19 protein-coding genes are annotated in these 12565 nt (G+C 65.3%); 7 read left to right on the top strand and 12 right to left on the bottom strand.

The features are described 5' to 3' along the window. Positions 1–44 precede the first annotated feature (44 nt). The 5 genes from ureE to AC1DRO_RS11945 form a co-directional block, all read right to left on the bottom strand. The gene (ureE, locus tag AC1DRO_RS11965; RefSeq protein ID WP_476950960.1) at positions 45–527 is read right to left on the bottom strand and encodes an urease accessory protein UreE; all 483 of its coding nucleotides are present in this window, start codon (positions 525–527) and stop codon (positions 45–47) included. A 19-nt stretch (positions 528–546) separates the two neighbouring features. Then, positions 547–2346, bottom strand: a complete 1800-nt coding sequence (ureC, locus tag AC1DRO_RS11960) for an urease subunit alpha (protein WP_476950959.1) — start codon at positions 2344–2346, stop codon at positions 547–549. After that, entirely contained in the window at positions 2343–2708 is a 366-nt protein-coding gene (locus AC1DRO_RS11955) for an urease subunit beta (protein WP_476950958.1), read from the bottom strand. Before AC1DRO_RS11955 ends, ureC begins: the two co-directional genes overlap by 4 nt. An 8-nt stretch (positions 2709–2716) precedes the next feature. Next, positions 2717–3019, bottom strand: coding sequence for an urease subunit gamma (locus tag AC1DRO_RS11950; RefSeq protein WP_028278210.1), 303 nt, complete (start codon positions 3017–3019; stop codon positions 2717–2719). Between the two features lie 130 nt (positions 3020–3149). Next, on the bottom strand, positions 3150–3470 hold the full coding sequence (locus tag AC1DRO_RS11945) for a DUF6221 family protein (RefSeq protein WP_028278211.1): 321 nt from the start codon (positions 3468–3470) through the stop codon (positions 3150–3152). A 97-nt stretch (positions 3471–3567) separates the two neighbouring features. Here AC1DRO_RS11945 and AC1DRO_RS11940 point away from each other — a divergent pair, with 97 nt between their 5' ends. Next, positions 3568–3903: a hypothetical protein gene (locus tag AC1DRO_RS11940; RefSeq protein ID WP_476950957.1), complete on the top strand. Its 336-nt coding sequence runs from the start codon at positions 3568–3570 to the stop codon at positions 3901–3903. A gap of 191 nt (positions 3904–4094) precedes the next feature. Here AC1DRO_RS11940 and AC1DRO_RS11935 read toward each other — a convergent pair whose 3' ends face one another. Continuing rightward, positions 4095–4718 carry a TetR/AcrR family transcriptional regulator gene (locus AC1DRO_RS11935; RefSeq protein ID WP_459383499.1) on the bottom strand — a complete coding sequence of 208 codons (624 nt, stop codon included), beginning with the start codon at positions 4716–4718 and terminating at the stop codon, positions 4095–4097. Positions 4719–4785: 67 nt separating this feature from the next. Here AC1DRO_RS11935 and AC1DRO_RS11930 point away from each other — a divergent pair, with 67 nt between their 5' ends. Continuing rightward, the gene (locus AC1DRO_RS11930; RefSeq protein ID WP_028278214.1) at positions 4786–5286 is read left to right on the top strand and encodes a cupin domain-containing protein; all 501 of its coding nucleotides are present in this window, start codon (positions 4786–4788) and stop codon (positions 5284–5286) included. A 404-nt stretch (positions 5287–5690) separates the two neighbouring features. On the opposite strand, the gene AC1DRO_RS11925 is transcribed toward AC1DRO_RS11930, so the two are convergent. After that, positions 5691–5999 (bottom strand): hypothetical protein, encoded by a 309-nt coding sequence (locus tag AC1DRO_RS11925; protein WP_476950956.1) that lies wholly within the window; start codon positions 5997–5999, stop codon positions 5691–5693. Positions 6000–6230: 231 nt separating this feature from the next. Here AC1DRO_RS11925 and AC1DRO_RS11920 point away from each other — a divergent pair, with 231 nt between their 5' ends. Continuing rightward, a complete protein-coding gene (locus AC1DRO_RS11920) occupies positions 6231–6794 on the top strand; it encodes a dihydrofolate reductase family protein (RefSeq protein WP_476950955.1) in 564 nt (187 codons plus the stop codon). Positions 6795–6936: 142 nt separating this feature from the next. On the opposite strand, the gene AC1DRO_RS11915 is transcribed toward AC1DRO_RS11920, so the two are convergent. The 3 genes from AC1DRO_RS11915 to AC1DRO_RS11905 form a co-directional block, all read right to left on the bottom strand. After that, positions 6937–7257, bottom strand: coding sequence for a GNAT family N-acetyltransferase (locus AC1DRO_RS11915; RefSeq protein ID WP_476950954.1), 321 nt, complete (start codon positions 7255–7257; stop codon positions 6937–6939). Between the two features lie 41 nt (positions 7258–7298). Beyond that, positions 7299–7499 (bottom strand): PLD nuclease N-terminal domain-containing protein, encoded by a 201-nt coding sequence (locus tag AC1DRO_RS11910; protein WP_476951027.1) that lies wholly within the window; start codon positions 7497–7499, stop codon positions 7299–7301. Positions 7500–7890: 391 nt separating this feature from the next. Beyond that, entirely contained in the window at positions 7891–8646 is a 756-nt protein-coding gene (locus AC1DRO_RS11905; protein WP_374208301.1) for a LysR family substrate-binding domain-containing protein, read from the bottom strand. A 132-nt stretch (positions 8647–8778) separates the two neighbouring features. Here AC1DRO_RS11905 and AC1DRO_RS11900 point away from each other — a divergent pair, with 132 nt between their 5' ends. Both AC1DRO_RS11900 and AC1DRO_RS11895 read left to right on the top strand, forming a co-directional pair. Continuing rightward, positions 8779–9183 carry a DUF5997 family protein gene (locus AC1DRO_RS11900; protein WP_018775636.1) on the top strand — a complete coding sequence of 135 codons (405 nt, stop codon included), beginning with the start codon at positions 8779–8781 and terminating at the stop codon, positions 9181–9183. 141 nt (positions 9184–9324) lie between these two features. Beyond that, on the top strand, positions 9325–9933 hold the full coding sequence (locus AC1DRO_RS11895) for an NADPH-dependent FMN reductase (RefSeq protein WP_476950953.1): 609 nt from the start codon (positions 9325–9327) through the stop codon (positions 9931–9933). A 28-nt stretch (positions 9934–9961) separates the two neighbouring features. Here the strand turns inward: AC1DRO_RS11895 and AC1DRO_RS11890 are convergent, their stop codons facing one another. Further along, the gene (locus AC1DRO_RS11890) at positions 9962–10339 is read right to left on the bottom strand and encodes a VOC family protein (RefSeq protein WP_223914848.1); all 378 of its coding nucleotides are present in this window, start codon (positions 10337–10339) and stop codon (positions 9962–9964) included. A gap of 197 nt (positions 10340–10536) precedes the next feature. Between AC1DRO_RS11890 and AC1DRO_RS11885 the strand changes: the two genes are divergently transcribed. After that, positions 10537–11169 carry a hypothetical protein gene (locus AC1DRO_RS11885; protein WP_476950952.1) on the top strand — a complete coding sequence of 211 codons (633 nt, stop codon included), beginning with the start codon at positions 10537–10539 and terminating at the stop codon, positions 11167–11169. A gap of 53 nt (positions 11170–11222) precedes the next feature. Further along, positions 11223–11861: an NADPH-dependent F420 reductase gene (locus AC1DRO_RS11880; RefSeq protein WP_476950951.1), complete on the top strand. Its 639-nt coding sequence runs from the start codon at positions 11223–11225 to the stop codon at positions 11859–11861. A 95-nt stretch (positions 11862–11956) separates the two neighbouring features. On the opposite strand, the gene AC1DRO_RS11875 is transcribed toward AC1DRO_RS11880, so the two are convergent. Beyond that, entirely contained in the window at positions 11957–12439 is a 483-nt protein-coding gene (locus tag AC1DRO_RS11875; RefSeq protein ID WP_476950950.1) for a pyridoxamine 5'-phosphate oxidase family protein, read from the bottom strand. Between the last annotated feature and the right edge of the window lie 126 nt (positions 12440–12565).

The following is a 12565-nucleotide window of genomic DNA, read 5'->3' as shown; positions in this document are numbered from 1 at the left end:
CTGGATGTCCCCAACGTCGAGGTCGCAAGCCCCGGAAGAGAAAACTAGTGCGAGTGTTCGGCATGGCGGAAGGGGACAGGCATCACGCGCTCCTGGCGGTCGTAGGGCACTCCGACGTGTTTGAGATAGTCCTCCACGGTGTGGTCGTACTGGCAGACCATCACCTCCGCCCCGTACTCCGAGGACGCGTCGAAGAACTGGGCCTGCAGGTGCCGGTTGCCCAGGGAGTGGGCCACCACCCCCATCTCGTGGATGGAGCGCGGGGCGATCACCAGGACGTCGGTGGGCAACACCGACACCACGATCATGTTGGTGGCGGCCACGTGCAGGATGTCGCCGTCACGCAGGTCCCCGGAACCGGCGGGGAGGCGGATGCCGAGTTCCTTCCCGTGGTCGGTGGTGACGCGCTGGATGCGTTTGACCAGCTGGGCGCTGGGCAGCACCACCTTTTCCCGGTGGAGCCCAAAGTAGGGGTCCGGACCGGGAGGGAGGTCGTGGGTATTGCCGAGGACCTTTTCGATGATCATGGTGGTCTCCTCTGGAAGCTTAGAAAAGGAAGTAGCGCTGCGCCATGGGCAGCACGTCTGAGGGCTCGCACGTGACGTCCTCGCCGTCGACGCTCACCTGATACGTTTCCGGGTCCACCTCGATATCAGGGGTGGCGCCGTTGTACTTGAGGTCCGCCTTGGTGAGGCTGCGGATTCCGGACACCGGCCGGATGACCTTCTCCAGTCCGAGCTCCGCCGGGACCCCGGCGTCGATGGCGGCCTGGGAGAGGAAGGTGATGGAGGACTGCTGCAGCGCCTTGCCATAGGCGGCGAACATCGGCCGCATGGTGCGCGGCTGCGGGGTGGGAATGGAGGCGTTGGCGTCACCCATGAGGGCGTAGGCGATCTGGCCGCCCTTGAGCACAAGGTCCGGCTTCACCCCGAAGAACGCGGGGTCCCAGAGCACCAGGTCGGCGAACTTGCCGACCTCCACGGAGCCGATGGAGTCGGCCATGCCCTGCGCGATGGCGGGGTTGATGGTGTATTTCGCCACGTAGCGCTTGAGCCGGAAGTTGTCGCTCTCCGCGCCGAGGCCGGAAGGGGCGCCGTGGCTGCCGGCTGCGCTATCCCCTGTGTCGTCCCTCTGGGGGTCTTTGAGGACGCCGCGCTGTTTCTTCATCTTGTCCGCCACCTGCCAGGTGCGGATGATCACCTCGCCCACCCGGCCCATGGCCTGGGAGTCCGAGGACGTGATCGCGAAGATGCCCAGGTCCTGCAGGACGTCCTCGGCGGCGATGGTCTCGGCGCGGATGCGGGAGTCCGCGAATGCCACATCCTCCGGGATGTCCGGGTTCAGATGGTGGCAGACCATGAGCATGTCCAGGTGCTCTTCGATGGTGTTGCGCGTGTACGGCAGGGTCGGGTTGGTGGACGCCGGCAGGACGTTGGGCAGCCCGGCGATCTTGATGATGTCCGGGGCGTGGCCGCCGCCGGCGCCTTCGGTGTGGAAGGTGTGGATCACGCGGCCGTCGATGGCCCGGATGGTGTCCTCCACGAAGCCGCACTCGTTCAGGGTGTCGGTGTGGATGGCCACCTGGACGTCGTACTGGTCCGCTACCTGCAGCGACATGTCGATCGAGGACGTGGTGGAGCCCCAGTCCTCATGGACTTTCAGCCCGATCGCGCCGGCGCGGATCTGCTCGGCCAGGGGTTCGACGGCCGACGCGTGGCCCTTGCCGAACAGGCCGATGTTGATGGGCAGCCCTTCGGCGGCCTGCAGCATCCGCTGGATGTGCCATTTTCCGGGGGTGACCGTGGTGGCCTTGGTGCCTTCGGCGGGACCGGAGCCGCCGCCGACCATCGTGGTCACGCCGCTGCACAGGGCGGCAGGGACCTGGTCCGGGGAGATGAAGTGGATGTGCGAGTCCACCCCGCCGGCAGTCAGGATTTTCCGCTCACCCGCAATGATCTCGGTGCTCGCCCCGATCACGATGTCCACGCCGTCGGTGATCTGCGGGTTGCCGGCCTTGCCGATCCGGAAGATGTGGCCGTCCCGGAGCGCGACGTCGGCCTTGTAGATGCCGGTGTAGTCCAGCACCACGACGTTGGTGATCACAGTGTCCGGGACTCCGCCGCCGGAACCGATACTGCCGGAACCGTCACCGTCCCGGGTCACCTGGCCGTTCTGGCCCATGCCGTCGCGGATCACCTTGCCGCCGCCGAACACCACTTCCTCGCCGTACACGGTAAGGTCCTTCTCGATCTCAAGAAACAGATCCGTGTCGGCCAGGCGGATGGCGTCGCCCGTCGTCGGGCCGTAGAGGTCCGCATACTGCCTGCGGGATAGCTCGAAACTCACTGTGCGTCACCTTCCCCTTCGGAAACGTGGTGTTCGGAAATAGGGAGTCCGGTCTTGCGGAGTGTGCCGTTGACGGCGTTGCTGAGGCCGTACACTTCCCGGCTGCCCGCGAGCTCGATCAGCCGGACAGTCCTGCTGTCCCCGGGTTCGAACCGCGCGGCCGTGCCGGCCGGGATGTCCAGCCGGCGCCCGTAGGCGGCCGTCCGGTCAAACTGCAGCGCGGAGTTGGCTTCGGCAAAGTGATAATGCGAGCCCACCTGGACGGGCCGGTCTCCGGTGTTGGTCACCGCGACGTCCACCGCCTCACGGCCGGCGTTGATGACCAGCGGCGCGGAACTGAGAACGTATTCTCCCGGAATCATCGAAGCTCCTAACGGATCGGGTCGTGAACTGTGACGAGCTTGGTGCCGTCCGGGAAGGTTGCTTCGATCTGGACGTCGTGGATCATTTCCGGCACGCCCTCCATCACGTCGTCGCGGCCAAGGATGGTGGTTCCGTAGCTCATGAGTTCCGGAACGGTCCGGCCGTCCCGGGCGCCCTCGATCAGTTCGTAGCTGATCACCGCGACGGCCTCGGGGAAGTTCAGCTTCAGTCCGCGTCCCTGGCGGCGGCGGGCGAGATCTGCCGCGACCACGATCATGAGCTTTTCCTGCTCACGGGGCAAGAGGTGCATGACGGTATCCCTTCAAGAACCGAACCGGCTGGCGGACCGCAGAAGCCGCGGTGTGACCAGAGTAGGCCGCGGAGATTTCCTGCAGGTTTCCGGGACCCGTCAGCATCTGAGGAGCTAGCCGCTGACGGCCCTATCCGGCGATCCGCCAGTGCGCCTGGAATTCGGGGTGGTCCGCATACGGCAGCGCAAGGGTGTGCAGAGAGAGCGTGGTCCATTCGATGACGTCCGGCACCCATCCGGCGTCGGCGGGTTCCTGGCTGACCAACGTGGCCAGCACGGACTGGCGTGCGGATTCAATGATGCCGATGAGCTGGCGCTTGGCCTCGCACTCACGGAGCAGGCGGCGTTCATACCACTCGCCGGAGACGGCAAGTGTGGGGTCGCCGAGCAGCTTCAGGGCGGCGGCTTCGTCTTCTCTTATGCGTGCGGTCAGGAACTCGACGATGTCCACTCACCGAGCCTATGCGCGCCGGTGCCCACAGGGCTACGGCCTGGCGTTTGCCCTTTTTCCTCAGGCCGGCACAAGCCGCGCTTGTTAGGGTGGGTGGATGAAACGACGTCTCGCCGCCCTTGCCGCTGCCGCCCTCTTGATCGGGCTTACCGGCTGTGGGCAAGTGCAGGATGCTACCGAAAAGGCCGTCAACGACGGGGCGTCACAGGCTGCGACGGCGGCCGGCAATGAAGTGAAGAAGCAGGCCTGCGCCATCGTGAAGAACGGCCTGGTCAGCGCCAAGGACAAGGAACTGCTGGGCGGTCTTGTCACCAGCGCGGAAGCCGCGGGTGCACCCGCTGAGATCACCACCCCGCTGCGCCAGATCGCCGACTCCGGCGACCAGGTTCCGGCCGAATCCGTCAAGGCCCTTCAGGACGCCTGCGCCAAGTAGCAGACCACGCTGGGAGCGGGTTGCGGCCCAGCGTGTGGAGTCCGGCGCTATGTGGCGGCGAACTGTGATCGCTCGAGCTCGCAGTTTCCGGCGGCAGGTGCCGTCTTGCATGGCATAGGTTTCGAGGCCACCACCGGGCGAACGGATAACTCGGACAATGACGGCTGAAACGGACTTGGCAAGGCGGGAACCTATTCGCGGGTTGGAAGTCCGGCCGTCAGAGCGTGGGCCAAAAGGGCCCGGGCCGTCCATCGCATGGAGTCGATGGCCTCTTCCCGACTGAGACCTCCAACGTCTGTCAGCCATGCCAGGGACTCGATCCCTATGGCACTTCGGATGGCAAGGGCCAGTTGATGAATGTCCTGATCCGTCATTTGTCCCTGCAGTGGCGCAAGCGCCTCAGCGATCCAAGCAATCGCCCGTCCCTGCCGGAGGGGAAGGCCACGTACTTCACCGCCTGCCTGCTCCAGCGAAAGCCGCAGCATGGTGCGCTGCTGGGCTTCGGTATCAACAATGATCCTGGTGAACTCGGCCACCACAGCGTCCAGCCGCTCTGCCGCACCCGGAGGCGGAGACTCCGGCAGCAGCGACATGCGTGCCGTTTCCGGGTGGGCGGCCGCCAGTAGCTCCCGCTGGCCGGGGAAATACCTGTAGGCAGTACTCCGCGCTATGCCCGCAGCCTGCGCCGCATCATCCACCGTCGGCGAAACGCCGGACGCGACCAAAGAGCGCGCCGCCCCGACCAAAGCGTCCAGCGTGCGGCGCTTCTGCCCGATCCGACCAACGTCCGCGTAAGCCCTTGACATGATCTTCATGATACATGAGTCTTGTTATGGGACAGGTGTCCCATAAGTCTTCCTACCACTCATCGAGGCGAGCACCATGGAGACGAATAAGACCGCATCAGCACTCGTCCTTCAACCCGGGGAAGGGGCCAGGCGCTGGTTCTTCGGTGGAGGGATACACACATGGAAGGCGACGGAAGACGAAACCGGCGGAGCGTTCCTCATGTTTGAGGACGAGATGGCTCTCGACAAGGTAACACCGATGCACACCCATCCGGACTCGGATGAAACCATGTACATCCTGGCCGGAGAGATCTTGATGAACATTGACGGAGAGGAGCACCGGGTCACTACGGGCGGGGTAACCATCGCACCACGCGGCGTCCCCCACGCGTTCAAAGTCCTTCAGGACGGGACCCGTGTTTTGTGCCTCCACACCCCCGGCAGCGCGCAGGCGTTCTACGACGGCGCCAGCGAACCCCTCGGCTCGAGCAATAAGCCGGGCGTTGTGGACTTTGAGCGCATTCGCGAATCAGGGCGGATAAACGGTGGCATCGAAATCGTCGGCCCTCCTCCGTTTCCCGAGAATCAGGACTGAGGACTCAATTCGCGTGCCGTGAGACATCCCCCACCGCGGCAGCCCGTCGTTCGCAGAACTCTCAGCCCTGCTGTTGATCCGAGAGGACTCGAATTCCTTCGAGATCCTCCGCCGGTGTAATTGAAGTTGCGAGATCCTCGGCAGCTCTCGAACGACTGCTCCGTCTGGCTATAAGGACCAGTGCGGCGGCACCTGTCAGCCCACAGGCCAGCCCCCGCGTCTAAGGATGGGGCCTGAGCCGTCGGACACTGTGCCTTGACTCATCGCGGAGCTGGTACGGAAGGTCAGGGGACAGCTCTGATTCACATCGACCTGATACCGGTTTAGGGCCGCCTCACATGGGGTGCCTGCCCCGGCAAACGAGGAGACAGAAAGTGGCCGCAAGCCGATCGTGCAGCGGGCGGTCAGGTCGGGTCAGCTGCAGAATTCGAGGCAAGGACGTCATTGCGGATTGCCCAACGCGCGATGGCTGCCGCTGCGCCAACGGTGGCCCAGGGAATCAGTAGCCAGGGCTGCCAGCCGAGGCCCAGGACGCTTCCCAGCAGCCAGAACACGAGGGTGGCGGGCACACCATAGCCTGCCGCCACCAGGAGAAGTAGCACGCCGACCCAGAGCGAGGTGGCGATGAGCCAACCCTTGATGAACGCGTAAGCATCGAGGACCACTCCGTGTGACCGAACTGTCGGCGGCTGCACCGCATCCCCTAATGCCATGGGTTTAGCCTACCGATGCGCAAAAAACTTTCCGGCCGTGTGCCGAGGGTGCGGCCGTCCGATAGGGGATCCTTCACCGGGCAGCTCAGTTGAATCGCGGACCGAAGGCTATGGCAACCAGATCATGGGCAGTTACGGTGGCTCCATGAGGGACAGGATGCTGCCGATCATATGCGGGACGACAGAGTTCAATGACGCCCCTCGACCACGACAAAACGGAAGGCTGGCGCCGTGCGAAAACTGATCTACGGCATGAATCTGACCCTGGACGGCTACATCGCCGCAGCCGGCGACGACATCGGCTGGAGCGCGCCGAGCGACGAACTGTTCCAGTGGTGGCTCGACCAGGAGCGGGCTAGCAGCCTGTCACTGTACGGCCGCAAGCTCTGGGAGACAATGAGCTCCTACTGGCCGACCGGCGACCAGCAGCCCAACGCCACCCCGGCGGAGATCGAGTTCGCGCGGAACTGGCGGGACACGCCAAAGGTGGTGTTCTCCTCGACGATCGACAACGTCGACTGGAACACCCGCCTGGTCACCGGCGACGCGATCGCCGAGATCACCCGGCTCAAGGCCGGCGACGGCGGCCCGATGAGCGTCGGCGGCGCAACGCTCGCCGGGGCGGCCATGCGGGCCGGGCTGATCGACGAATACGCGCTAGTCACCCATCCGGTCCTGGTGGGCGGCGGCACTCCGTTCTTCACCTCGCTGGACAGCTGGGTGAACCTGAACCTGGTGGAGACGCGGACGTTTCCCGGCGGCGTGGTCCTGACCAGGTACGAGACGAGGGGCTGAGCGCGATTCCTCCGCGCGGTCGGGGAAGTACATCCACCACCCGCGGTAGGCCGAATCTTGAATGGGACACCTCACCATTCCGAAAGCGGGCCCTGCTGCGAAGCTCCGGCTGGGCAGAAAACGAACACCAGCCGAGATGCCGTTAAGGCCGCGTTGTCGCATAGAGCAGCACGTCGCGCCGGGTGTTACCAATCTCCTGGTGGCTGCGGAGCAGGCCATCCCGCTGGAAACCAGACGCCTCGGCAACGCGAATTGAGTTGCTGTTCCACGGCTCGATGTACAGCTCGATCCGGTGCAGTGTGGGGACGGTCCAAGCGAACGCGGTCAGTGCCTTTACCGCGCTGCTGGCGATCCCGCGGCCCCGGTGCGCGGGGGCAACCGAGTAGCCGACCGAGCGGACTTTTCCACCCTCGGTCCGCTGGCCGGTGGTCCACCGACGGGTCGAGCTGAATGAACGGAACAACTCCCGGGTCCCTTGAGCGGAAAAGCCGACCCGCCAGCCCGCTATCTCGGTTGATCGCGAAGACGAGAACTGGATGTTTCTCTGCGCCCAACCAAGAACCACAGAACCGAGCCAAGTACCGGTACTGCAAGAACGATGAGGGCCCAAACGACAGTACCGCCAGTGGTATGAGTCCTATTGCGCGCAATGCTCACGAGCGCTGCAATGAACAAGATTGCGTTCAGGATCAGCAGGAATCCCATGATGCCCCAGGACGGCACCAGTGGATTTACTTCCGATGCAGAGAGCGCCAATATCATTTTTCCCCCAAGATGATGCGGCTACTGATGCTCAACCATATCGCCGGCCTTGGCACTATCTGGAAATACCAACAGCGCAACAGCCACGGCGCCGCGGCAGCCTTAAGCTCCTCGCCAACGTTCTGTAAGGGGCTCCTCAAGTGAGCTTGGAAGCGTCCCATTAGCCGGTCCCTCACCGGCCAGCTCGCTACTTACATGATTTCCTTCGAGAAAGCCGTTACGCAGGCACCTTCTGATTCCCATATGCCCTGCCCGCAAAACCGCCCGGTGAAGGTGCCCCGTGGAGACACCCAGCGATCACAGAACGCCGCCAGGAGCGTCCGACTCCACAGGCCTAGCGTTTGCCCTTTTTCCGGGATCCCTTGCCGCGGCCCTTGTCCGGGTTGGGTGCGTAGCGCTGCGCCACCTTGGGCTTCTTGGCGGCTCCTGTGCCGCGCCGGTCCGGCTTGGGCTCGCGTTTGGGTTTCTCCTGCTGCGCCGAGGGCTGGCGCGAGCTCGCCGCGGTGCGTCCGCGGACAATACCGATGAATTCCTCGATGACCTCGTCCGTGGCGTCGCTCGGCCAGGCCAGGGCGATCTCCGTGCCGGGCGCACCCGTGAGCTTCCGCGCCACGGTGTCCTTGACGTTGAAGTGCCGGGCCACGGACATCGGCAGGATCACCAGCCCGGCACCGGAGGCCACCACCTGCAGGGCCATCGCGGGTCCGCCGAGCTCCTGCACATCGAGAAACGTCTCGGCAGACAGGTCCGCCAGGTCCACTTCTTCAAATAAGGAGACCTCGTGCCCCTTCGGTGCCACCACCACCGGCTGCTCCTCGTAGAGCGGGATCACGCTGAGGCCCTCGCGTTCCACCGGGAGCCGGACGAAACTCAGGTCCGCGGTGCCGTCGCGGAGCACGGACAGCTGCGCGCCGTCGTCGGACATAAAGGAGTGCAGCGGAACATCGGGCATCCGTTCCTCCCAGCGGCGGATCCATTTGCCCGGTGTCACACCGGCCACGTACGCGAAGCGCAGCTCCCGCCCGACTGCGACGGCTGGGACGACGGCGGTTTCGTCGGGGGTCTGGGATGGTTCTTCTGCTGCGGACACATGTTCACAGTACCGCCCGGGCTGGCGCGGGGGTCCGCCGCGATGGCTGCACCGTGCTGATCCGGCGCTGATCCGGTGCTGGTGGGTACTGGATTGGTGCCCGGCGGTCATCCCTCCAGATACCCTTGGACTATGACCTCTGCAAACTCCCAGTCCATGAAACCGGCCACCGTTGCCAAGAAGCTTGGCATCTACCTGCCGGCAACACCCCAGGAGTTCCAGGATTCGACCATCACCCGCGCTGATTTTGCCGATCTCCAGGCCAACCCGCCGGAGTGGCTCGCGGAACTGCGCCGCAACGGCCCGCACCCGCGCCCCGTGGTGGCGCAGAAGCTCAACGTCTCCATCGCCGGCCTGGCCCGCGGTGGTGTTGAGGAAGCGCTGACGACGGCGGAAATCACCGCACTGCTCCAGGCTCCCCCGGCCTGGCTGGTGGCCGAGCGCGCCACCCACGCCGCCGTCCGCGCCGAGGCCCAGCGGGTCAAGGACGAGGCCGCCAAGAAGGACGCCAAGAAAGCCCGCGCCAAGGCCGAATAGCGGCACGCGCTTTCTCCCGGCCCCACTTTTCATCCCGCGGACACAGGACTACGCTCGCGGAATGGGTCGGGGCCGCCGGTCCGATCCCGTCCGTATCCCAATTCACCTGCCACCGGCGGCGTATCGGGAAGGAACAAGGCCATGGCCTTCAAGATCGGATATTTTGTCGGGAGCCTCTCGAGCAATTCCATCAACCGCACTTTGTCCAGGGCGCTGATCCGGCTTGCGCCTGCGGAACTGGAGTTCACGGAGATCCCCATCAGGGATCTGCCGTTGTACAGCCCGGATTTTGATGCCGCTTTCCCACCCGTTGGGCAGGCCCTCAAAGATGCCATCTCGGCTTCCGACGGCATCCTGTTCGTCTCGCCCGAATACAACCGGTCCATCCCCGGAGCGCTCAAAAACGCCATCGACTGGGGATCCCGGCCCTGGGGCACCAACTCCTTCGCCCGCAAGCCCACCGGGATCATCGGCGCCTCCCCCGGCGGCATTGGGACGGCCGTGATGCAGTCCTCGTTCCGCAGCGTTCTGAGCTTCCTCGACGCGCCGCAGCTGAATGCGCCGGAGGCCTACATCCGCTTCGTCCCGGAGGCGTACGGCAAGGACGGCGAGGTCAAGGACGAGGCTACGGCCGGGTTGCTTCGCCACTACATGGAGGAGTATGCCTCCTTCGTGGCGCGGGTCCTGGCCGCCAACGCGCCGGGCCATATCGGCGACGAGCACCCGGACAAGGACAAGACAAGCCGTTAGGCAGTGTCAGGGCGCGGTGGTCCGGCATCTAGTCCTGGTGCAGCTGCACGAAATTCCCGCAGCCGTCATCCAACACCACACTGGTCCCGCCGGGCCCCTCGGACGGTTCCCCCTGGAACATCACGCCCTTGGCCGCCAGACGGTCGTATTCGGCGCGCACGTCCGGCACGCCAAAGACGATCGCGGGAATCCCGGCGTCGTGCAGACCGTTCATGTAGGCCGCTCCGATCGGGTTGTCACTGGGTTCCAGCAGCAGTCCGGCGCCCCCGGCACCATCCGGATCCTTGATGATGAAGAGGTTGTGCTCCGGCATTGCCATCAGCGTTTCGAAGCCCAGCGTGCCGGTGTAGAACTCATGGGCCGAGGCTGGATCCTTGACGTGGATACTGCACATTTTCAGTCGCATGGCCCCTAGGCTACGCCGGGAGGCTCGGTGTAGGAACCGTGACGCGGCCTTCGCACCGGGGCCTGGCGCCTGGGTTTGCGTCCGCGCTGGCGCCGGGCGTTGCCCCGGCCCGGCAGGCATTGACGGCCCCGCCGCCAGGGATTCCAATGGAACTAGCGGAACAGCGCCCGCCCGGGACCGTTCCGGGGAGGTGTGCAATGACGCTTTCACTATCCGGCGCCCTCGCGGCCTGGCAGTTCCTGGCCCTCGCAATTTTGGTTGCCGGGGCAGCGTTCGCCTCGGTCTATTTTGCCCGCAAGCATCTGGCGGTCGACGACGGGCCTTCCGAAGGCGCGGACGGCGCGTTTTGGGACGCATTCGCCGGACTCGCCGTCATTGTGCCCGCCATCGTCCTGGCCTCCTCCACATGGCCCTGGGCCGGCCTGGCGCTCGGGATGTTGGCCGCGGGGGCTGCCCTGGCGGCCGTGGCTGCGGCACCCCGGCTGCTCCGCCGGCGTGAAGCCCGCCGGGCCAGCCGGGAAACCCTGCTCTTGAACGAGGCGGCCGCCGCACGGCACCGGAGCGCCCTCGCCCGGTGGCAGCGGTACGAACTGGACCCGGGGTTCTCGATCGACTATCCCGCGATGAGCGATACCCGGCAACCGGAAACCGCGGCACTGATCCGGGCGATCAAGGCCGCCGAGGGCCTCGGCGGCCGTACGGACCGCGCCTGCACCGATGCCGCCTACGCCCCGGCCGTGGAACGGCTGGAACATGCCCTGGCTGCCGCCGAACGCGCGGCCGGCGTCGGCGCCGCCGGGCCGCGTGGCCCGGACCGCGCGCACGGCTGATTCCCCGGAATTGCCGATCCGGCAGTTCGCGGCCACCTTGGAAAGGTTCCATCATGACTGACATTACGATCATCGGCAGCGGCAACATGGCACGGGCGATCGGGGCCCGGGCTGTCGCCGCCGGGCGCTCCGTCCAGATCCTGGACCGGACGCCGGAGAATGCCGCCAAGCTCGCTGCTGAACTTGGCGGCACCACCGGCTCCGGCGGCCTGAGTGAGGTTCCCGAGGGCGACATCGTCGTCCTCGCGCTGTACTTCGGCCCGGCCAAGGAAGTTGCCACGCATTTCGGCGACACGCTCAGCGGCAAGACGGTGGTGGACATCAGCAATCCGATTGACACCGAAACCTTCGACTCGCTGGTGGTCGCCCCGGGGACGTCGGCGGCGGAGGAAATCGCCGCACTTCTCCCGGGCGCACGGGTGGTGAAAGCCTTCAACACCACCTTCGCCGGCCCGCTCGGGTCCGGGGAAGCCGGTGGCCAGCCGATGGATGTCTTCATCGCCTCGGACTCCGAAGAGGCCCGCAACGAGGTTGCGGTCTTCGCCGAAGCCGCCGGGCTGCGTCCGCTCCAGGTGGGCGGACTGCGCCACGCCCGTGAACTCGAGGGCTTCATGCTGCTGGTCATGGCGCTGCAGGTTAGCCCCGCGTATCCAACCTTTAACTGGGGCACCGGCCTGAAAATTACCGACTAGGAGCAGTCCGGTCCCGACCGGCCGTCATCGGCCCTGAGCGGTGATATCTAGCGGCAATATCGACCGGTGATACCGGGCGGTGGCCCGGTTCAGCGCTACAGCTCGACCGTTCCGCTGTCGCCGACGCTCATCCGGCTGTTGGTCACCTTGGACTTGATCCACTGCAGCACGGTGGCCGCCGTGCCTCCCGGGCTGGTCCAGTACTCAGCGGAGTCCGAGTCGACGTGGAGCAGGACCACCTCAGGGGTGTCCGGCCCGTCCGGGAACCATGCCTCCACCACCTGATTCCACATGTCGTGGATCAGTTGCCGGTCAGTGACCACTTCAGCGGTCCCGGCCACCGAAACCCATTCGGTGCGCTTGCCGAAGGAGACGTTCACCGCCGGGTTGGCGTGGATGTGGGCCACCTGAGAGGTGGTCGCCGACGTGAAAAACCACATGTCGCCGTCGTCCTTGACCTCCTGGACGGCCAGCGGCCGGCTGACGAGCGCGCCTGCTTCGTTGATGGTGGTGAACATTCCGATGTGCGAATCGTTGATGATGTCCGTGACCTTGCTGATGCTTTCGGCATCCGACATGCTCTCACCTCGTTCTGGTTCCAACGGAGGAAGGTCCCCCTCCGGACAGCCTATTGGTAAGTGTGCTTACTTTCCAATGGCTGCCGGCCGGAGACCTTCCCGGGATCTTCCCTGAACCGGCAGTGG

It is taken from the genome of Arthrobacter sp. P4_F11 (assembly GCF_056401395.1).
The sequence above is the reverse complement of the archived record's forward strand: the minus strand, read 5'-3'. Positions and strand labels throughout refer to the sequence as shown.

Coding starts and splice junctions, on each gene's coding strand:
- ureE (WP_476950960.1), bottom strand. CDS start 527: ATGATCATCGAAAAGGTCCTCGGCAATACCCACGACCTCCCTCCCGGT.
- AC1DRO_RS11955 (WP_476950958.1), bottom strand. CDS start 2,708: ATGATTCCGGGAGAATACGTTCTCAGTTCCGCGCCGCTGGTCATCAAC.
- AC1DRO_RS11950 (WP_028278210.1), bottom strand. CDS start 3,019: ATGCACCTCTTGCCCCGTGAGCAGGAAAAGCTCATGATCGTGGTCGCG.
- AC1DRO_RS11940 (WP_476950957.1), top strand. CDS start 3,568: ATGAAACGACGTCTCGCCGCCCTTGCCGCTGCCGCCCTCTTGATCGGG.
- AC1DRO_RS11935 (WP_459383499.1), bottom strand. CDS start 4,718: ATGAAGATCATGTCAAGGGCTTACGCGGACGTTGGTCGGATCGGGCAG.
- AC1DRO_RS11930 (WP_028278214.1), top strand. CDS start 4,786: ATGGAGACGAATAAGACCGCATCAGCACTCGTCCTTCAACCCGGGGAA.
- AC1DRO_RS11925 (WP_476950956.1), bottom strand. CDS start 5,999: ATGGCATTAGGGGATGCGGTGCAGCCGCCGACAGTTCGGTCACACGGA.
- AC1DRO_RS11910 (WP_476951027.1), bottom strand. CDS start 7,499: ATGGGATTCCTGCTGATCCTGAACGCAATCTTGTTCATTGCAGCGCTC.
- AC1DRO_RS11900 (WP_018775636.1), top strand. CDS start 8,779: ATGACCTCTGCAAACTCCCAGTCCATGAAACCGGCCACCGTTGCCAAG.
- AC1DRO_RS11895 (WP_476950953.1), top strand. CDS start 9,325: ATGGCCTTCAAGATCGGATATTTTGTCGGGAGCCTCTCGAGCAATTCC.
- AC1DRO_RS11890 (WP_223914848.1), bottom strand. CDS start 10,339: ATGCGACTGAAAATGTGCAGTATCCACGTCAAGGATCCAGCCTCGGCC.
- AC1DRO_RS11885 (WP_476950952.1), top strand. CDS start 10,537: ATGACGCTTTCACTATCCGGCGCCCTCGCGGCCTGGCAGTTCCTGGCC.
- AC1DRO_RS11880 (WP_476950951.1), top strand. CDS start 11,223: ATGACTGACATTACGATCATCGGCAGCGGCAACATGGCACGGGCGATC.
- AC1DRO_RS11875 (WP_476950950.1), bottom strand. CDS start 12,439: ATGTCGGATGCCGAAAGCATCAGCAAGGTCACGGACATCATCAACGAT.